This is a genomic window from Sporosarcina luteola, assembly GCF_023715245.1.
Lineage (GTDB): Bacteria > Bacillota > Bacilli > Bacillales_A > Planococcaceae > Sporosarcina > Sporosarcina luteola_C.
Window position 1 is genome coordinate 1,357,651 of record NZ_JAMBNV010000001.1, and the last position, 16,326, is coordinate 1,373,976.

General features: G+C 44.9%; 21 protein-coding genes. 18 read left to right on the plus strand and 3 right to left on the minus strand.

Going from position 1 to position 16,326, the window contains the following annotated elements; translation table 11 throughout:
* Nucleotides 1-97 precede the first annotated feature (97 nt).
* From mltG to mtnN, 6 genes are all read left to right on the plus strand, one after another.
* Complete coding sequence (mltG, locus tag M3152_RS06320; protein ID WP_251694335.1) at nt 98-1,216, plus strand: endolytic transglycosylase MltG; 1,119 nt, start codon at nt 98-100, stop codon at nt 1,214-1,216.
* A gap of 27 nt (nt 1,217-1,243) precedes the next feature.
* Complete coding sequence (locus M3152_RS06325) at nt 1,244-1,885, plus strand: O-methyltransferase (protein WP_251694336.1); 642 nt, start codon at nt 1,244-1,246, stop codon at nt 1,883-1,885.
* A gap of 32 nt (nt 1,886-1,917) precedes the next feature.
* The gene (gene udk / locus M3152_RS06330; RefSeq protein WP_251694337.1) at nt 1,918-2,556 is read left to right on the plus strand and encodes a uridine kinase; all 639 of its coding nucleotides are present in this window, start codon (nt 1,918-1,920) and stop codon (nt 2,554-2,556) included.
* Between the two features lie 101 nt (nt 2,557-2,657).
* Entirely contained in the window at nt 2,658-3,134 is a 477-nt protein-coding gene (greA, locus tag M3152_RS06335; protein WP_251694338.1) for a transcription elongation factor GreA, read from the plus strand.
* Between the two features lie 65 nt (nt 3,135-3,199).
* Entirely contained in the window at nt 3,200-3,925 is a 726-nt protein-coding gene (locus tag M3152_RS06340; RefSeq protein WP_251694339.1) for a YrrS family protein, read from the plus strand.
* A gap of 32 nt (nt 3,926-3,957) precedes the next feature.
* The gene (mtnN, locus tag M3152_RS06345; RefSeq protein ID WP_251694340.1) at nt 3,958-4,650 is read left to right on the plus strand and encodes a 5'-methylthioadenosine/S-adenosylhomocysteine nucleosidase; all 693 of its coding nucleotides are present in this window, start codon (nt 3,958-3,960) and stop codon (nt 4,648-4,650) included.
* A gap of 239 nt (nt 4,651-4,889) precedes the next feature.
* Here the strand turns inward: mtnN and sigK are convergent, their stop codons facing one another.
* The gene (gene sigK / locus M3152_RS06350) at nt 4,890-5,591 is read right to left on the minus strand and encodes an RNA polymerase sporulation sigma factor SigK (RefSeq protein ID WP_251694341.1); all 702 of its coding nucleotides are present in this window, start codon (nt 5,589-5,591) and stop codon (nt 4,890-4,892) included.
* Nucleotides 5,592-5,760: 169 nt separating this feature from the next.
* Here sigK and M3152_RS06355 point away from each other — a divergent pair, with 169 nt between their 5' ends.
* From M3152_RS06355 to M3152_RS06405, 11 genes are all read left to right on the plus strand, one after another.
* Nucleotides 5,761-6,276 (plus strand): YqeG family HAD IIIA-type phosphatase, encoded by a 516-nt coding sequence (locus M3152_RS06355; RefSeq protein ID WP_251694342.1) that lies wholly within the window; start codon nt 5,761-5,763, stop codon nt 6,274-6,276.
* Nucleotides 6,264-7,379, plus strand: a complete 1,116-nt coding sequence (gene yqeH / locus M3152_RS06360) for a ribosome biogenesis GTPase YqeH (protein ID WP_251694343.1) — start codon at nt 6,264-6,266, stop codon at nt 7,377-7,379. Before M3152_RS06355 ends, yqeH begins: the two co-directional genes overlap by 13 nt.
* Before the next feature lie 13 nt (nt 7,380-7,392).
* Entirely contained in the window at nt 7,393-8,223 is an 831-nt protein-coding gene (aroE, locus tag M3152_RS06365; RefSeq protein ID WP_251694344.1) for a shikimate dehydrogenase, read from the plus strand.
* Nucleotides 8,224-8,511 carry a ribosome assembly RNA-binding protein YhbY gene (yhbY, locus tag M3152_RS06370; protein ID WP_251694345.1) on the plus strand — a complete coding sequence of 96 codons (288 nt, stop codon included), beginning with the start codon at nt 8,224-8,226 and terminating at the stop codon, nt 8,509-8,511.
* Nucleotides 8,512-8,521: 10 nt separating this feature from the next.
* The gene (locus tag M3152_RS06375) at nt 8,522-9,112 is read left to right on the plus strand and encodes a nicotinate-nucleotide adenylyltransferase (RefSeq protein WP_251694346.1); all 591 of its coding nucleotides are present in this window, start codon (nt 8,522-8,524) and stop codon (nt 9,110-9,112) included.
* Nucleotides 9,081-9,641, plus strand: a complete 561-nt coding sequence (yqeK, locus tag M3152_RS06380) for a bis(5'-nucleosyl)-tetraphosphatase (symmetrical) YqeK (protein ID WP_251694347.1) — start codon at nt 9,081-9,083, stop codon at nt 9,639-9,641. The genes M3152_RS06375 and yqeK overlap by 32 nt, the downstream gene beginning before the upstream one ends.
* A gap of 31 nt (nt 9,642-9,672) precedes the next feature.
* Complete coding sequence (gene rsfS / locus M3152_RS06385) at nt 9,673-10,017, plus strand: ribosome silencing factor (RefSeq protein ID WP_251694348.1); 345 nt, start codon at nt 9,673-9,675, stop codon at nt 10,015-10,017.
* Nucleotides 10,007-10,753 (plus strand): class I SAM-dependent DNA methyltransferase, encoded by a 747-nt coding sequence (locus tag M3152_RS06390; protein WP_251694349.1) that lies wholly within the window; start codon nt 10,007-10,009, stop codon nt 10,751-10,753. Before rsfS ends, M3152_RS06390 begins: the two co-directional genes overlap by 11 nt.
* Nucleotides 10,754-10,820: 67 nt before the next feature.
* The gene (locus M3152_RS06395) at nt 10,821-11,483 is read left to right on the plus strand and encodes a helix-hairpin-helix domain-containing protein (RefSeq protein WP_251694350.1); all 663 of its coding nucleotides are present in this window, start codon (nt 10,821-10,823) and stop codon (nt 11,481-11,483) included.
* A 24-nt stretch (nt 11,484-11,507) separates the two neighbouring features.
* Nucleotides 11,508-12,071 carry a ComE operon protein 2 gene (locus M3152_RS06400; protein WP_251694351.1) on the plus strand — a complete coding sequence of 188 codons (564 nt, stop codon included), beginning with the start codon at nt 11,508-11,510 and terminating at the stop codon, nt 12,069-12,071.
* Complete coding sequence (locus M3152_RS06405; RefSeq protein ID WP_251694352.1) at nt 12,068-14,362, plus strand: DNA internalization-related competence protein ComEC/Rec2; 2,295 nt, start codon at nt 12,068-12,070, stop codon at nt 14,360-14,362. Before M3152_RS06400 ends, M3152_RS06405 begins: the two co-directional genes overlap by 4 nt.
* A 57-nt stretch (nt 14,363-14,419) precedes the next feature.
* Here the strand turns inward: M3152_RS06405 and M3152_RS06410 are convergent, their stop codons facing one another.
* Nucleotides 14,420-14,554: a YqzM family protein gene (locus tag M3152_RS06410; RefSeq protein ID WP_251694353.1), complete on the minus strand. Its 135-nt coding sequence runs from the start codon at nt 14,552-14,554 to the stop codon at nt 14,420-14,422.
* A 160-nt stretch (nt 14,555-14,714) separates the two neighbouring features.
* Between M3152_RS06410 and holA the strand changes: the two genes are divergently transcribed.
* Complete coding sequence (gene holA, locus M3152_RS06415; protein ID WP_251694354.1) at nt 14,715-15,731, plus strand: DNA polymerase III subunit delta; 1,017 nt, start codon at nt 14,715-14,717, stop codon at nt 15,729-15,731.
* 256 nt (nt 15,732-15,987) lie between these two features.
* Here the strand turns inward: holA and rpsT are convergent, their stop codons facing one another.
* Nucleotides 15,988-16,239: a 30S ribosomal protein S20 gene (gene rpsT / locus M3152_RS06420; protein WP_251694355.1), complete on the minus strand. Its 252-nt coding sequence runs from the start codon at nt 16,237-16,239 to the stop codon at nt 15,988-15,990.
* Between the last annotated feature and the right edge of the window lie 87 nt (nt 16,240-16,326).

Consider the following 16,326-nt stretch of genomic DNA (forward strand, 5'->3'; position numbering starts at 1 on the left):
ATTGTGCACGGACGACGGAATGGTGCAGGCCATTCCGTCTTTTCACTGCAATGAAACTTTTTTTAGATAGTATTTGTTCGGATTGAGGTGATGTTGGATGGATAATGGTTCAAAAAAAGATCAAATGTTCGAAAAGATGATTGAACAGAAAAAAGAAGTGAAGATTGTCAGGCGTATCGTTTTTGTTGTCGCGCTCGTTCTGATAATCGGCGGCCTGATCGGGGGTCGGGCGGTCTATAAATACATAAGTGAGGCCCTTCAACCGGTCGATCCGAACTCGGAAGAAGTGATTGAAGTGGAAATCCCGATTGGTTCGGGCTTAACGTCTATTTCAGAAATGTTAGAAGAAAAAGGACTCGTTAAAGACGCGAAGATCTTTAAATACTACGCTAAATTTAACAATGAATCACAATTTCAGGCTGGTTCCTACGGTTTGACAAAGGCAATGACATTAGATGAGTTGATCGAGAGCTTGAAGACCGGAAAAGTGTATCGGACCCCGGTATTTACAATGACGATTCCAGAAGGTTTGACGTTGGACCAAATTGCAGCAACCGTGCAAAAGCGGATAGGCATACCTGAAAAAGAGTTTTTGGATTATGTCAATGACGAACAAACAATTGCCGACCTGATGGGACGATATCCGAACATCCTTACAGAAGAAATATTGAAAGAGGATGTCCGATATCCGTTGGAAGGGTATTTATTCCCTGCGACGTATCCATTTTATGAAGAAAAGCCATCGGTGGAAACGGTTGTGACGACAATGCTGAATGCAACATCGGATAATATCACACCATATTATGCATTTTTGGAAAGCAAAGAGAAATCGGTCCATTGGCTGCTCACTTTTGCCAGTCTGCTTGAAAGGGAAGCGACTTCAAATACAGACCGCGAAACGATTGCAAGCGTCTTTTACAATCGGATGGATGAAGGAATGCCATTGCAGACGGATCCTACGGTGCTTTATGCATTAGGCAAACATAAGGATCGAGTCCTATTTGAAGATCTGAAAGTCGAGAATCCGTATAATACGTATGTCCATACAGGCCTACCTCCAGGTCCGATTGCAAATGCCGGTAGATCTTCAATTGAAGCGGTCGTAGATCCTTCCTTCACAGAGTACTTTTATTTCCTTGCCGACAAGGAAGGGAATAACCATTTTGCGAAGACGTATGATGAGCATTTAGCAAATCGAGCAAAATATATTGATTAAATGATCCAAAAGATTGGAAGTGCATGTATGAAAGACTTTGAATCCTACATTTCCGACTTGCGGGAAGAAGACAATCCGTTACTCCGTGAAATGGAGGAATTCGCCGCAGAACATCGGATTCCGATCATGGACCGGAGCGGAATGGAAACGTTCATCGGCCTGCTTCGAATACAACGACCGAAGTTAATACTTGAAATCGGAAGCGCAATAGGCTATTCTGCTATCCGGATGGTTTCTGCCTTGGAGGATGCATCAGTCATCACAATTGAGCGGGACAAGGAGAGGCATGCATCTGCTGTGAACTATATTGAACGAAGCGGATTCGGGGACAGGATAACGATCATCGAAGGAGATGCCCTTCTCTTATCGGATGAATCAATTCCACCCTTGCAATATGATGCCCTTTTCATCGACGCTGCAAAAGGACAATATAAACGATTCTTTGAAAAATATTCCGAGCATGTGGCAAAAGGCGGCATCATTTATTGCGATAATATGTTCATGCATGGTGCCGTGATGCTTCCCGATGAAGAAGTGCCGAAACGGAATCGGACGATGATCCGTAATCTGAAAGAATTCACTTCGTGGGTCATGAAGCATCCGAATTATGAAACCTCATTGCTGCCGGTCGGCGACGGCATACTGGTTGCTGTAAAAAAGAGGGACTGAGCAACAGCCCTGTATTTGTGGGAGGAAAAGAAATGGATAAAAGAAAGCCTCTTGTCATCGGCATAGCCGGTGGTTCGGGATCAGGGAAGACAAGTGTCACAAATCGAATTTATGACGTTTTTAAGGAACATTCAGTTGTTGTCATAGAACAGGATTTTTATTACAAGGATCAATCCCATCTAGCATTTGAAGAAAGATTGTTGACGAACTACGATCATCCGTTAGCATTTGATACGGATCTGTTGATAGACCATATCGGAAAGCTGCTTGATCGGGAGACAATCGAGAAGCCGGTTTATGATTATGCGCTTCATACAAGATCAGAACAGAAAATAGCAATTGAACCGAAAGATGTTATCATCCTTGAAGGAATTCTCGTTTTGGAGGATGAGAGGCTCCGTGATTTGATGGATATTAAACTCTTCGTCGATACGGACGCGGATTTGCGAATCATCAGGCGTCTGATGCGGGACATTAATGAGCGGGGACGCACAATCGAGTCAGTCATTGAGCAATACCTCTCTGTCGTCCGTCCGATGCATAATCAATTCATTGAACCAACTAAACGGTATGCGGATATTATCATTCCAGAAGGCGGTCATAATGAAGTTGCAGTCGATCTGATGGTCACGAAAATAAAAACAATTCTTGAATTTGGAACGAACTTGTAATATGATAAAGTCAGAATTCAATATAAATGAGCCTATGTCGCATACCTCTTGCAGGAGCGGCATAGTGTTTTTATGAACAGGAATATGAGGAGTGTTGAATAATGGTATCAGAGAAAAAGTATCCGATGACTGCGTCGGGTAAGAAAAAATTAGAAGAAGAGCTTGAGTTTCTTAAAACTGTTAAACGCAAAGAAGTTGTAGAGCGCATCAAAATTGCACGAAGCTATGGTGACCTATCGGAGAACTCGGAGTACGATTCTGCTAAAGAAGACCAGGCATTTGTAGAAGGAAAAATCTCTTCTCTGGAATCGATGATCCGCAACTCCGTAATCATTACAGAGGATGAACTGAACACTGATGAAGTCCAACTTGGTAGAACGGTTACATTCAAGGAACTGCCTGACGGAGACGAGGAGACCTACACCATTGTCGGCTCAGCTGAAGCGAATCCGATTGAGGGATTGATTTCCAATGATTCACCTATTGCAAAAGGCTTGATCGGCAAGGGTAAAGGCGACGAAGTGAAAATCACAACTCCTGGGGGAGAAATGTCGGTCGTTATTGTTGAAATCAAGTGACTTGGAATGGCCGCCTTCAAATGAGGGCGGCCATTCAACATTAACGCTAATAGGGGGAAGGTTATATGAAAGGGAATGAACCCAGATTCTCGCGTGTCAATCGCAAGAAAATGCGCAACCGCAGCAATCGGCTATTAAATAGTATGATCGGGCTTGTCATCTTATTGATTCTCATTGTAGGTGCTTCCATCATAACTGGGAATAATGATGATGAAGGAAAAGAGAACGCCTCTGAAGAAAAGGTGCTCGATGAAGCCGGTTCATCCGACGATGAGACACAACAGGAAGAAAATGATCCCATCTCCGATTCAGAAGATGAAGAGGGAGCGGATGGACATAATGACGCGGAAGGTGACGATGCGGAGGAGTCTTCATCACCTAGCAAAGAAGCGGAAGGAACTACGGGCAGCGAGGATGGCACTAAGGAAAATGATGAACCTGGCATTGTGACAATCGTTCCGGGCACTGACGAAATCATTAAGGAAACTATCACCAATCCAGCATGGAAACCGATCGGCACAGACCAATCGGGTGAGCATATTTCACAATATGAAGCCAATTCTATAGATTATATCGAAAAGAAAAAAGCTATTGCGTACGCGACTGGCTTCTCTGAAGATGAATTATTCTATAAGAGGGTTAAAAATGGCGGCGGACCACAAAATTCAATTGGAATCGTTACAACGAAGGATGGATCTAAAATATTCCGCGTTTATATCGAGTGGATTGATGGGGAAGGCTGGAAGCCGGTTAGTATGGACGTTTTAAAAACATTGGATTTTGATTATTGAACAGCAAAGGATACTCAACAGGAGGATTAGTAATGAAAATTGCGGTCATTGGTGCAATGGAACAAGAAGTTGAAATTTTAAGAGGGAAGATTGAGTCGCCAACTAGTCGTGAGATTGCTGGTTGTGAGTTCATAGAAGGTAATATGGGTCAACATGATGTCATACTTGTCAAAAGCGGCATTGGAAAGGTGAATGCGGCGATTGCGACGACAGTGCTTATTCAGGAATATCAGCCTGATGCGATCTTAAACACCGGTTCAGCTGGTGGTTTTAAAGAATCCCTTGAAGTTGGTACGATTGTCATTTCTGATGAAGTAAGACATCATGATGTTGATGCAACGGCCTTTGGTTATGAAATCGGACAAGTTCCAGGAATGCCTCCATCTTTCCCGGCGGATGAAAAGCTTATTCGAATTGCGAAGGAAGCGGTCGAGGAGGTCGGCGAGCATGAGTATGCTGTCGGATTAATCGCTTCCGGTGATGTGTTCATGAGTGATGCGGCGCGCGTCGAAGTTGTAAAAGGACAATTCCCTGCAATGATTGCAGCTGAAATGGAAGCCGCCGCAGTTGCGCAAGTATGCCATCAGTTTGGAACACCATTTGTCGTTATCCGTGCGTTATCCGATATCGCAGGCATAAAATCATCGATTAGTTTTGATGAATTCTTACCTCTCGCAGCGAAACATTCTTCGGAAATTGTTATGCGTGCCATCTCGAAATTTTAAAATGACTATGGTAAGATGAAAACAGGTTGCATTTTGCTGTGAAGGAGGTAATAAGGTATGTTTTATCTAATGGCAGGTGTGTTTTTCGTGACGACAGTCATTGCGGTTGTTATCGCGCGTGAGGTTAGTGCAGACTGATAGGCAGGCAGTACAGATAATGAAGTGAAAAGAGGCGTTTCCTTTCTTAGGGCCGTGGCCCCATGTCAGGAAACGCCTTTTCATTTGCAGTTGTGTACTTCTCATTCATTATACTCGTGCTTGAATAGCTGGTACAGTTTGACAATAGCTCTTTTTTCAATACGTGAGACATAGCTTCTTGATATGTTGAGCTGCTGCGCAATTTCCTTCTGAGTCATTGGTTGGTCGTCAAGTAGACCATACCTTCTTTGAATGATTTCTAATTCTCTTCCATCCAGTTTTCCAAGATGGCGGTATAATCTTTCCTTTTGCTCTTTCTGCTGTACGGTATCGATTGGCGCTTCCTCATCGGTCTGCAACAGATCTGCTATTTGAAGGGACTGTCCGTCTTTATCCGTTCCGATCGGATCGAAGAGCGATACGTCCTTCTGCACTTTCTTTTGCGTTCGTAAATACATCAGTATCTCATTTTCTATACAGCGGGCAGCATACGTCGCGAGTTTCGTCTTACGATCAAGCGTGAAACTGTTCACGGCTTTCATGAGCCCGATTGTACCGATGGAAATATAGTCGTCAAGTTGTTCGTGTTTTGGATGGAATTTTTTTACGACATGAGCGACAAGGCGCATATTCCTTTCAATGAGTTCATCTCTCGCACTTTCATCACCTTCTGCCAGCCGTTGCAAACAATCAGCCTCTTCCGCTTTAGAAAGCGGTCGACGGAATGCCTGCCCCCTGATATAGCCGACCATAGCAGGAACTTCGACCCACAGTTGGACAAGGGCCATGACAAACCCGCTCATCGGTCCACCTCCTGTGTCGTTATATGACAGCATATGCGATGAATGCTTGTTTACATTCAGTAAAACGTGCGAGGAAATCGAACAGATTTCCGGCTTGGTCCAATCCGTACCAATGGATGCCAATATGGTATAATCGGAATACTATTAGTGAAATAACGGAGTGGATAACTTGTATAAAATTTTCTTGCCAGATGAATATGTAAAAGACATCTTTCAAATTTCTCCCGAAGCTTTAAAGGAAAAGGGGATTAAAGGAATTATCACAGACTTGGATAATACCCTAGTGGAATGGGATCGTCCGGAAGCGACGCCTGAAATTAGGGAATGGGTACGAATGATGCAGGAAGCCGGCCTCCAAGTGACAATCCTTTCGAATAATAATCAAAGCCGGGTGGAATCTTTCTGTGGCCCGATTGGCACGCCATTCATTTGCGATGCCAGGAAGCCGTTAGCGAAAAATTTCAAAAAAGCCCTTGCGATGATGGGCTTGAAGAAGGATGAGGCCGTCATGGTCGGCGATCAGCTGATGACAGATGTTTTGGGTGGCAACCGTTTCGGCCTCCATACGATTTTAGTCGTGCCCGTCGCAAGCTCGGACGGATTTGTCACGAAATTCAATAGAATGATCGAAAGAAGAATCATGGCGAAACTGAAAAGACAAGGATTGATTAAATGGGAGGAATAAGCTTGGAGCGACTTACATGCATAGGTTGTGGAATTGAAATTCAATCAGAGGACCCGAAAAAGGAAGGGTATGCACCTGCAGCTTCTTTGGAGAAAGAGGAAGTCATTTGCCGCCGCTGCTTCCGCTTGCGGAATTACAACGAATTACAGCCAGTTTCCTTATCAGGCGATGATTTCCTAGCTATATTGAATGGCATCGGCGAAAAAGACGGGTTGATCATCAAAGTCGTTGATATATTTGATTTTAACGGTAGCTGGATCAACGGCTTGCAGCGTTTTGTCGGTAAAAAAGACATTCTTCTGATCGGCAATAAGTCCGACATTCTTCCTAAATCAATCAACCGAAACCGTATGATCAATTGGATGAAGACAGAGTCAGCGAAGCTAGGCTTGAAGCCAATTGATGTATTGCTCATTTCTGCATATAAAGGGCATGGTATGGAAGAGGCGCTGAATGCCATTGATACTTATAGAAAAGGGAAAGACGTCTATGTTGTCGGATGCACGAATGTTGGGAAATCAACATTCATCAACCGGATCATAAAAAATGCGACCGGCATGGGCGAAGTGATTACCACTTCCCATTTCCCGGGAACGACATTAGATCTTGTTGAAATTCCGCTTGACGATGGAAAGGCCATTTTCGATACACCGGGAATCATTAACAATCATCAGATCGCCCATCACCTTGATACGAAGGACTTGAAAGCGATCACGCCGAAAAAGGAACTGAAGCCAAAAGTGTTCCAATTGAACGCGGAGCAGACCTTATTCATCGGAGGTCTTGCAAGGTTCGATTTTATATCAGGTGATCGTTCATCATTTACAATTCATGTTTCAAATGAATTACCGATCCATCGGACAAAGCTTGAAAATGCCGATTCGTTATATGCCACACATCTTGGCGAAATGCTATCCCCACCGAGCGGCGATTCGCTTGAAAAGATGCCGCCACTTGTAAGGCATGAATTCTCAATTAAGAAACCGAAAATGGATCTTGTCATTTCGGGATTAGGTTGGATCACGATACAGCATCCTGGTGTCGTCGTTGCGGTACATGCACCGCGTGGAGTTGATGTAGTACTCCGTCCATCGCTAATTTAAGGAGGACTGCTTCATGAAAAAATGGTATGCAGTGATCGGTGACCCGGTTGCGCAATCGAAGTCTCCCCTCATGCACGAAGCATGGTTTCGGGAAAATGGAATGGACGCATCCTATATACCGATCCACGTAGAAGTGGATCATTTAGAGGATGCAGTTGCTAGTTTGAAACGATTAGGCTGCAGTGGTTGGAATGTCACCGTCCCTCATAAAAGCGCAATCATCCCTTTCCTCGATCAAATTGACGAAGAAGCTAGACGGATGAACGCGGTCAATACGGTGAAGGTCCTTGAAGATGGTACCCTCTTCGGAACGAATACTGACGGGCGTGGTTTTGTGCGCTCCTTAGAGGAATTTGGAGCTAGTCCGGCGAATGTCGGTGAGTTGCTGATCATAGGAGCAGGTGGGGCTGCTGCAGGTATTTCCTTCGCGCTTGAATCGGCCGGTTACGGTCCGATTAACATAACCAACCGTACAGTCGAGAAAGCAAGGCAAATGTCAGAAAGCCTACCGGGAAGTTCAGCACTACCTTTGGAAGAGGCGAAACTGGCAATCGGAACATTCGGTTTGATTGTTCAAACGACATCTGTCGGAATGAATTTTGCTCAAAGTGGATTTCCGCTCGATCCATCCGGTATATCTGAGGGTGCGACGGTCGCTGACATCATCTACAATCCACTGGAAACCGAATTTCTCCGCTGTGCTCGTGAGGCTGGCGGCAAGACGATGAACGGGATTGGCATGTTTGTCCACCAAGGGGCATTGGCCTTTGAGCTTTGGACAGGCATCTACCCCGATACGAAGAAAATGATTCAATCAATTACAACTCAACTTGGAGGAAAATAAATGTTAACAGGTAAACAGAAAAGTTATTTACGAAGTGAAGCGCATCATCTTCAACCGATTTTCCAAATCGGAAAAGGCGGCTTGACGGAACCGATCATCAAGCAAATCGAAGAGGCGCTCGAAGCACGTGAGTTGATTAAAGTGAGTATTCTACAAAATTGTGAGGAAGATAAGAATACGATTGCCTTAAAACTGCAAGAAGCAGGAATTGAAGTAGCTCAAGTGATCGGAAAAATCCTCGTGCTTTATAAAGAATCAAAGGAGAAAAAGCGGATCGTTCTGCCGTAAGGAGGAAAACATGAAAAAGGTTGGATTGTTAGGCGGCACTTTCAACCCACCACATATTGGACATCTGATTATGGCGAACGAAGTGAAGCACGCATTGCAATTGGACGAAGTCAGGCTCATGCCCACTTCAATCCCGCCGCATAAAGCGGATCCATCGGATGCAACGCCGAATCAGCGGTTGAGCATGGTGGAGCTTGCAGTTTCGGGGATTCCTGGACTTAGTGCATCTTCTTTTGAAGTTGACCGAGGCGGGATCTCCTATACATTCGATACAATAAAAGCATTAAAGGAACAGGAGCCAGATACGGATTTCCACTTTATCATCGGCGGCGATATGATCGATATGCTGCCTAACTGGTATAAAATCGATGAACTGATGAAAATTGTGAAGTTTGTCGGGGTTGGCAGGCCGGGTACTGAAGGTAAAACACACTATCCGATTGCGATGGTTCAGATCCCTGAAATTGACCTGTCTTCAACACTGATCCGAAACCGGTTGCAAACGGGCGGTACAATCCAATTTCTTGTACCAGAAAAAATCGGGACATATATCAGACAGGAGGAACTTTATGGAATCCGCAGAGCTGATAATGGATCTTGAAAAAAGATTGCCAAGAAAACGCTTTGAACATGTACTGAGAGTGACGGAAACGGCTAAGGAATTGGCTAAGCGTTTCGGTGTTCCGGCATGTAAAGCGGAACAGGCAGCATTGTTCCACGATATTGCGAAGTTCATGGAGCCTTCCGATATGCGAAGATTGATTGAAGATAATGGGGAAGATGTAAAGTTGCTTTCGTTCCATCATGAACTTTGGCATGCAGCTGCTGGACGTATCATCGCTGAGCAGGATTTTGGCGTCCAGGATCAGGATGTCCTGAATGCTATTCGCTATCATACAACGGGCAGAGCAGGCATGTCCGACTTGGAGAAGCTCATCTACATCGCCGATCTTATTGAGCCGGGTAGGGACTTTCCAGGCATTACTGAGCTGCGTAAGGCTGCCAATCTGCACTTAGACGAAGCGATGAGGGCTTGCATCGTTCATTCAGTGCTGTATCTTATCGATAGGAACGCGGCTGTGTTTCCCGACTCCATTGAGTGCTATAATGAACATGTGCAAAGAATTTGAACGACCCAACTACGAAAGGAAACGTGAAAAAATGCCAACATTACTTGAAACAGCTTATACTGCCGTAGATGATAAAAAGGGGCAAGATATTGTCGTAATGAATATGGAAGGGGTTTCCCTTATTGCGGACCAATTCATTATCTGTCATGCGAACTCCGAGCGGCAAGTGCAAGCGATTGCCAGGGAAGTTGCCGATAAGGCTGCTGAAAACGAATATGAAGTGAAAAGGGTTGAAGGCCTCGACAATGGAAGATGGGTCCTCGTCGATTTGGGCGATGTCGTTGTCCATGTATTCCATAAAGATGAGCGCGGCTATTATAACTTGGAGAAGTTGTGGGGAGACGCTCCATTGCTGAAAATGGAAAATGGGCAATAAGGAAGCCTATACGGATTTCGCTCTCGTCTATGATGAATTGATGACTGATATCCCTTACGATGCATATGTGGATTTGATAACTATTGCTGCAGATGGGATTAAAGGAAAGAAAATCATCGATGTCGGCTGCGGGACGGGTCTGCTTTCCGTCAAGCTAGCGAAATCCGGAGCGTTCGTCACTGGAATCGATCTATCACAGGACATGCTCAAAATTGCGGAAAAACGCTCAAATGACCTTGCCTTGACTATTGAATTTCATGAGAAGCCAATGCAGGAAATAGAGGGCTCGGAGCAGTTTGACGTAGCGGTCATCGCGATCGATTCGCTGAACTATTTACCGGACCGGGAGAGTGTTCTTGCCACATTTAGAGGGATCCAGTCAGTCTTGAAAAACGGTGGAGTGCTCATTTTCGATGTGCACTCCACTTTCAAGACCGATGTCATTTTCATGGACGGCCCTTTTACTTTCGATAACGACCGTATCGCGTATATATGGCACACGGAAGAAGGGGACCAGGAACATTCCGTGCTATCGGAACTCAGCTTCTTCGTCAAAGAGGAGAGCGGACTTTATCGCCGATTCAATGAACGGCATCAACAACGTACATTCCATGTTTTTGAGTATGTGGATTTATTGAGGGAAGCCGGTTTTACGATTGAACGCATTTTTGCAGATTGGGAAGATGAGCCACCGCACGAAGAAAGTGAAAGAATATTTTATCAAGTGCGTAAATGAAACTTCCATTTTCCGAAGTAATCATATATAGTGGGAGATGACTCCATATGGATGCCTCGTAGAAAGGGTGGGAAAGCTGTTTCTATCGATCGTATCCGGAAAATGGCGTAAGATCATCACCCCTATCGCAGCAATCGCTGTACTATCCGCAATTCTGTTCTTTCCCCGAGGACAGGCCGGCAGTCAACTGACAGTCGAAGGCGGACAATCCCCAATTATCGACATTATTCAAGAGCAACTTCAAGAAGAGCAACCGATTGAACGTATTGAGGCGGCCGAGGTGACAATCTTGGTCGACATACAAGGCGCCGTGAAATATCCGGGCGTCTATTCACTTATGGAAGGAGATCGTCTGATTGACGCCATTCACGCGGCGGGAGGCTATTTGGAACACGCGGATTCGCGTATGTTGAACCACGCGATGAAGCTGCCAGATGAATTTTTCATTTACGTCCCGAGGGAAGGCGAAGAAGTCGATTTCTCCGGTCCATCGGCATCATTTCCGCCCCAACAAGGCGGAGGGGTGAAGGATGACGGAAAAGTGAATATCAATACTGCTGATGTGCAGGAACTTATGACAATTCCGGGAATCGGGCCGTCAAAGGCTGCTGCCATCCTTCAATATCGGGAAGAGCATGGACCTTTCAGTTCTCCCGACGCTATAATGGAAGTGTCCGGAATAGGACAAAAGACGTTTGAAAAGCTTGAGTCTTTCATCATGGCAAAATAATTGACACAGTTTGGAGGCATACATATGGAGCGGATTACATGGGATCAGTTTTTTATGGCGCAATGCCATTTGCTTGCGGTCAGGAGCACGTGCACAAGACTTACAGTCGGAGCGACGATTGTCAGGGATAACAGGATCATTGCAGGAGGCTATAACGGCTCCATTTCGGGTGGGGATCATTGCATCGATCACGGATGCTATGTCGTCGGGAACCATTGCGTCCGGACAATCCACGCGGAAATGAATGCATTGCTCCAATGTGCAAAATACGGAAGCCCTGTTGAAGGATCTTCTTTGTATGTAACTCATTTCCCTTGTTTGCAATGTTCGAAAGCGATTATTCAATCCGGAATAAAGACCGTCAATTATGCATCGGATTATAAGAACGACGAATACGCCATAGAGCTTTTCAAGCAATCCGGAGTCGAAATCAGACACGTCCCTTTCGATGAGAGGAAAGTGGATTTCACAAAGGAAGGGAAACTGCAGCTAATCAATGACTTGCTTGTGGAAATGGAAACTTTAGGCGCGCCGACTGACGAGCTTCTCCCATTCAAAAGAAGGGTGGATGACCTATTCGGGAAATGATCGGCAAAGTCCGTTTTATTTACATTTGCATGCCGGTTGCCGTATCCGCTTTTGCCGTATACGGTCCGGTTTACATTTTATTCCTCAATCTATTGCTTGTCCCCATTTTTCTCCTTAGAAAAGAAGCCCTCACTCCGATACTCGCAGTGGCGGCATCATTACTCTCCTATTATTTCATTTCACTCCATGTACCTGAACTTAAAGAAGGCGGTCAGCCTGCCACCCTTAATCTGACTTGGACAGATCAAGTCAAGATCGATGGCGGTAAAATGAAAGGCTTTGCCAGGACCGACTCGGGCGATATCGTCTATACCTTGCTGAAGTTTGAGAGCGAGGCCCAGAAATTGCAATTTCAAAATTTGCATATCCCTTCATACCGTTTCACTTTGGAAGGTGTCTTCCGGGAACTTCCAGACCCTGCACATGAATACTCTTTTAATATGGAGCGTTATGTCAGTATGAACGGCGCCGTCGGCATGTTCGAGTCCGAAAGGTTGATAGGCTATGAATTTAATTCTGGATTGCAGACTATCTTATCTCGGCATAGATGGAAGGTGAAACATCATATCCAGGAAACCTTCCCGGAAACACTCGTAACGGAAGCACAAGCACTGCTCATCGGGGACCGGAGTGGCATGGATGAAGAAGCGGCTTCAAGATACAGGACTCTTGGCATAACCCATCTGTTTGCGATCTCAGGCTTACATGTGGGGTTATTGACCTTTCTATTTCGAAGCCTTCTCATCAGGTTGTCGATACGGATTGAGACAATCGACAATCTACTGATCACCCTTTTGCCTTTATATGCAGTGATAGCAGGTGGTGCGCCATCCGTTTGGCGGGCGGTATCCGTGACGATTTTAATCTTGCTCACCGCAACGGGACGTTTCCGGATGAGAATGGATGACGCACTCGCCATGAGTGCATCTGGTTTTATCATTTTGCAGCCGTTCGTCGTGTTCCAGCCTGGATTCCAACTTTCTTATTTGGCGGCATTCTCGTTGATTTACTCGACAAGAATTCTCTCGCGCAGTGGATCCGCACTCAAAGTATCTTTCCTGGTTACGTCCATAACCCAATTGGCGTTATATCCGGTCCTTTTATATCATTTTTATGAGTTGTCATTATCGTCGTTCATTGTGAACCTTTTCTATGTGCCACTATATTCTATTATTATATTGCCGATGAATATCGTTTTATTAATGTTGACCTATGTTTCCCCTTTTATTGTTGGAGGCGTTTTTTCACTATATGTTCCGCTAAGAGGTTGGATAGAAGCCTTGACGGAATACTTGGCTTCAATGCCTTACCAACTATGGGTGCCAGGTCGTCCAGGGGCGATTACATCGGCACTGGCTGTAGGTGGTACCCTCTCATTCTTACTTTCACTTGAAAGGGGAGGGAAGGTATCTCGGGCTATCCCGTTCGTCTTGATCCCTGCGCTTCTCATCCATGTGGTTCCCTATGCAGAATCCGAATTAAAGGTGACGTACCTTGATGTCGGACAAGGGGATTCCATTCTCATCGAACTTCCGCATCGGCGCGGTATATTTATCATTGACACAGGAGGGACTGTGAATTTCGGAGCACCTAATTGGCGTTCGCCAGAAAATTTTTTCGAAGTGGGCAAAAGCGTTGTCGTCCCATTTTTGAAAGGGAAGGGCATTACTAAAGTCGATAAAATGATTTTAACTCACGCGGATAGCGATCATATGGAAGGCGCGGACGAAGTGCTAGAAGAGATCCGGGTGGATGAGATTCATATATCCCCAGGAAGCGAGAAGGAGAAAACGATGGAAGATGTGTTGCGGATTGCTAGCGAGAAGGGGATACCGGTATTTGCGATGGCTGAAGGGGTGGCGTGGTCGGACAAGTCCGCTGAATTCTTTTATATGGCGCCTGCTACAGGGACATACAAAGGAAATGATAGCTCCCTCGTGCTCTTCATGGCAACTGAAGGTCCTTCGTTCCTGTTCACGGGTGATTTGGAAGTAGAGGGGGAAAGGAAGTTCCTCAAAACATACAAGGACTTTGATTGGGGGGAATTGATCCTCAAAGCCGGACACCACGGCAGCCGAACTTCAAGCTCTGATGAATTCATACGGTTCTTGCAACCAAAGCTGACGATTTTCTCATACGGGAAGAATAATCGATATGGCCATCCGCACGCGGAAGTGGTGGAGACCTTTGAAAAATACCATGTCCCGACGATGGCAACGGCAGATTATGGATCGATAACAATTTCCGTGAAAAGAGGCGGCAACTATCACGTTATATCGCGGGAGAAATGAAAAGACGGCCTTGTCCATTCCGCTCGGGAAATGAACAAGCCGTCTTTCAGAGTGCTATTAGTGCGCGACGAAGTCTACGATTGTAGCAATAACGAAAATTGCAGAAAAGGCAACGAAAGCTACAATGAAACCGATACCAGAGTCGATTAAATCATTGCGTTTAGACTGTACGTCATGTTCAAACTCATTCATTGCTACACCTCCTAATTCCTTTATAGTATAGATGATAACGAAAAAAAAATCTATATCAAACGATTTAATATGCCGGGTTTATGACATTCGACACAAATTGTTCATAGTCCTGAACCGATAATGTATAATAGGACAATGTGAGTGACTGGAGGGGAAACAAGTGGTCAACGCGATATGGAAAAAGATAAATGAAGGAAAAATAGAACCTGTTTATTTATTGACAGGCGTCGAACAGCATTTGATTGATACAACAATTAAACGAATTGTGAAGGCGATGCCAGACATCGATGAAGCTTCTGTCGTCCGCTTCGATTTGGACGAAACGCCAGTAGAGATCGTTCTTGAAGAGGCAGATACACTTCCTTTTTTGGAAGACAGGAAATTGATCGTTGCCAATAACGCCTCATTCCTGAAGGCGTCCGATAAAACGAAAGAGAAAGTCGTACATAATATCACACTGCTTGAATCTTGGCTCGCAAGTCCATCACCGACTGCTGTAGTCTTGTTTGTTGCGCCTTATGAAAAACTAGATGGACGGAAAAAAATTGTGAAGGTGTTGCAGCAAAAAGCTGTCGTAGTGGAAGCGATGCCACTCACCGGACGTGATTTGACAACATGGATCCAAAATGAAGCAGGAACGAACGGCGTCAAGATTAGCCCGGAAACTGCGCAAGTGCTCGTTGAGATGGCTGGAGATAGCCTTTTGACATTATCCAATGAAATCGCCAAAATCGGTATGTATATGAATGGAACTGGTGACGTGACACGGGAAATCATTGAAATGCTTGTCCCTCGCCTACCCGAAATGGATGTCTTCCGTCTGACGGACGCATATATGACCGGAAATGTGAAGGGTACAATCTCAATTTACCATGACCTTTTAAGAAATGGCGAAGAGCCCATCATGCTCACATCCCTCATTGCAGGTCAGATTCGATTGATGATCCATGTATCCTCATTAGTTAAAAAAGGATACCAACAGCAGCAGATCGCCAAAACGTTGAACGTTCATCCATACCGGGTCAAACTAATAATGGAAAATCGGAGCATCCCCAAAATGGAAAGGCTCCTTCTCATTTTGCAAAAGCTGGCGAAAATTGACCATCAATTAAAATCAACAAGCGGCAAAAGGGAAAGAGTACTAGAAATCTTTTTCATGGAGCCACTAAGGGTTTGATTATAAGTATAGTAGTAGGTACGATTTCTTAGGCTGCTGCAAGGATTGAAGCGGAAGGCGGCGACTCCTGCCGGATGCCGTTACGAGCAGGCTGCTTTAATTTCTGCAAAGTGCGCAGAAATACGGCAAATCGAACCCTACGCTGTTCGATTGGAAAGCGTCCGCCTGAAGCGAAATTCCGGTATTAAAGAATTTTAAAAATAGAAAAGGCTGTCCACTTTGTCGAATGAACGACATAAGTGACAGCCTTTTTTAATTACAAAGCTTTTCTTGTAAGACGTGCTTTTTGACGAGCAGCTGTATTTTTGTGGATAAGACCTTTACGAGCAGCTGTATCCAATTTTTTGACTGCGTCTTTCAAAAGTTCAGAGGAGTTCTCTTCTTTATTGATGAGCGCAGTGTCAGCTTTACGTACAGCAGTACGCATTGCAGCTTTGTAAGCAGAGTTTTGCTCATTTGCTGCTGCACTTTGTTTAACGCGCTTGATTGCACCTTTGATGTTTGGCATTCCATTCACCTCCAATTTCAGGTAAGGCAAGAGTGTTTCCATAATAGCATTCGGATATCTCTTTACAACATTAACATTTTAGCAAAA

Coding starts and splice junctions, on each gene's coding strand:
- mltG (WP_251694335.1), top strand. CDS start 98: ATGGATAATGGTTCAAAAAAAGATCAAATGTTCGAAAAGATGATTGAA.
- M3152_RS06325 (WP_251694336.1), top strand. CDS start 1,244: ATGAAAGACTTTGAATCCTACATTTCCGACTTGCGGGAAGAAGACAAT.
- udk (WP_251694337.1), top strand. CDS start 1,918: ATGGATAAAAGAAAGCCTCTTGTCATCGGCATAGCCGGTGGTTCGGGA.
- greA (WP_251694338.1), top strand. CDS start 2,658: ATGGTATCAGAGAAAAAGTATCCGATGACTGCGTCGGGTAAGAAAAAA.
- M3152_RS06340 (WP_251694339.1), top strand. CDS start 3,200: ATGAAAGGGAATGAACCCAGATTCTCGCGTGTCAATCGCAAGAAAATG.
- mtnN (WP_251694340.1), top strand. CDS start 3,958: ATGAAAATTGCGGTCATTGGTGCAATGGAACAAGAAGTTGAAATTTTA.
- sigK (WP_251694341.1), bottom strand. CDS start 5,591: ATGAGCGGGTTTGTCATGGCCCTTGTCCAACTGTGGGTCGAAGTTCCT.
- yqeH (WP_251694343.1), top strand. CDS start 6,264: ATGGGAGGAATAAGCTTGGAGCGACTTACATGCATAGGTTGTGGAATT.
- aroE (WP_251694344.1), top strand. CDS start 7,393: ATGAAAAAATGGTATGCAGTGATCGGTGACCCGGTTGCGCAATCGAAG.
- yhbY (WP_251694345.1), top strand. CDS start 8,224: ATGTTAACAGGTAAACAGAAAAGTTATTTACGAAGTGAAGCGCATCAT.
- M3152_RS06375 (WP_251694346.1), top strand. CDS start 8,522: ATGAAAAAGGTTGGATTGTTAGGCGGCACTTTCAACCCACCACATATT.
- yqeK (WP_251694347.1), top strand. CDS start 9,081: ATGGAATCCGCAGAGCTGATAATGGATCTTGAAAAAAGATTGCCAAGA.
- rsfS (WP_251694348.1), top strand. CDS start 9,673: ATGCCAACATTACTTGAAACAGCTTATACTGCCGTAGATGATAAAAAG.
- M3152_RS06390 (WP_251694349.1), top strand. CDS start 10,007: ATGGGCAATAAGGAAGCCTATACGGATTTCGCTCTCGTCTATGATGAA.
- M3152_RS06400 (WP_251694351.1), top strand. CDS start 11,508: ATGGAGCGGATTACATGGGATCAGTTTTTTATGGCGCAATGCCATTTG.
- M3152_RS06405 (WP_251694352.1), top strand. CDS start 12,068: ATGATCGGCAAAGTCCGTTTTATTTACATTTGCATGCCGGTTGCCGTA.
- M3152_RS06410 (WP_251694353.1), bottom strand. CDS start 14,554: ATGAATGAGTTTGAACATGACGTACAGTCTAAACGCAATGATTTAATC.
- rpsT (WP_251694355.1), bottom strand. CDS start 16,239: ATGCCAAACATCAAAGGTGCAATCAAGCGCGTTAAACAAAGTGCAGCA.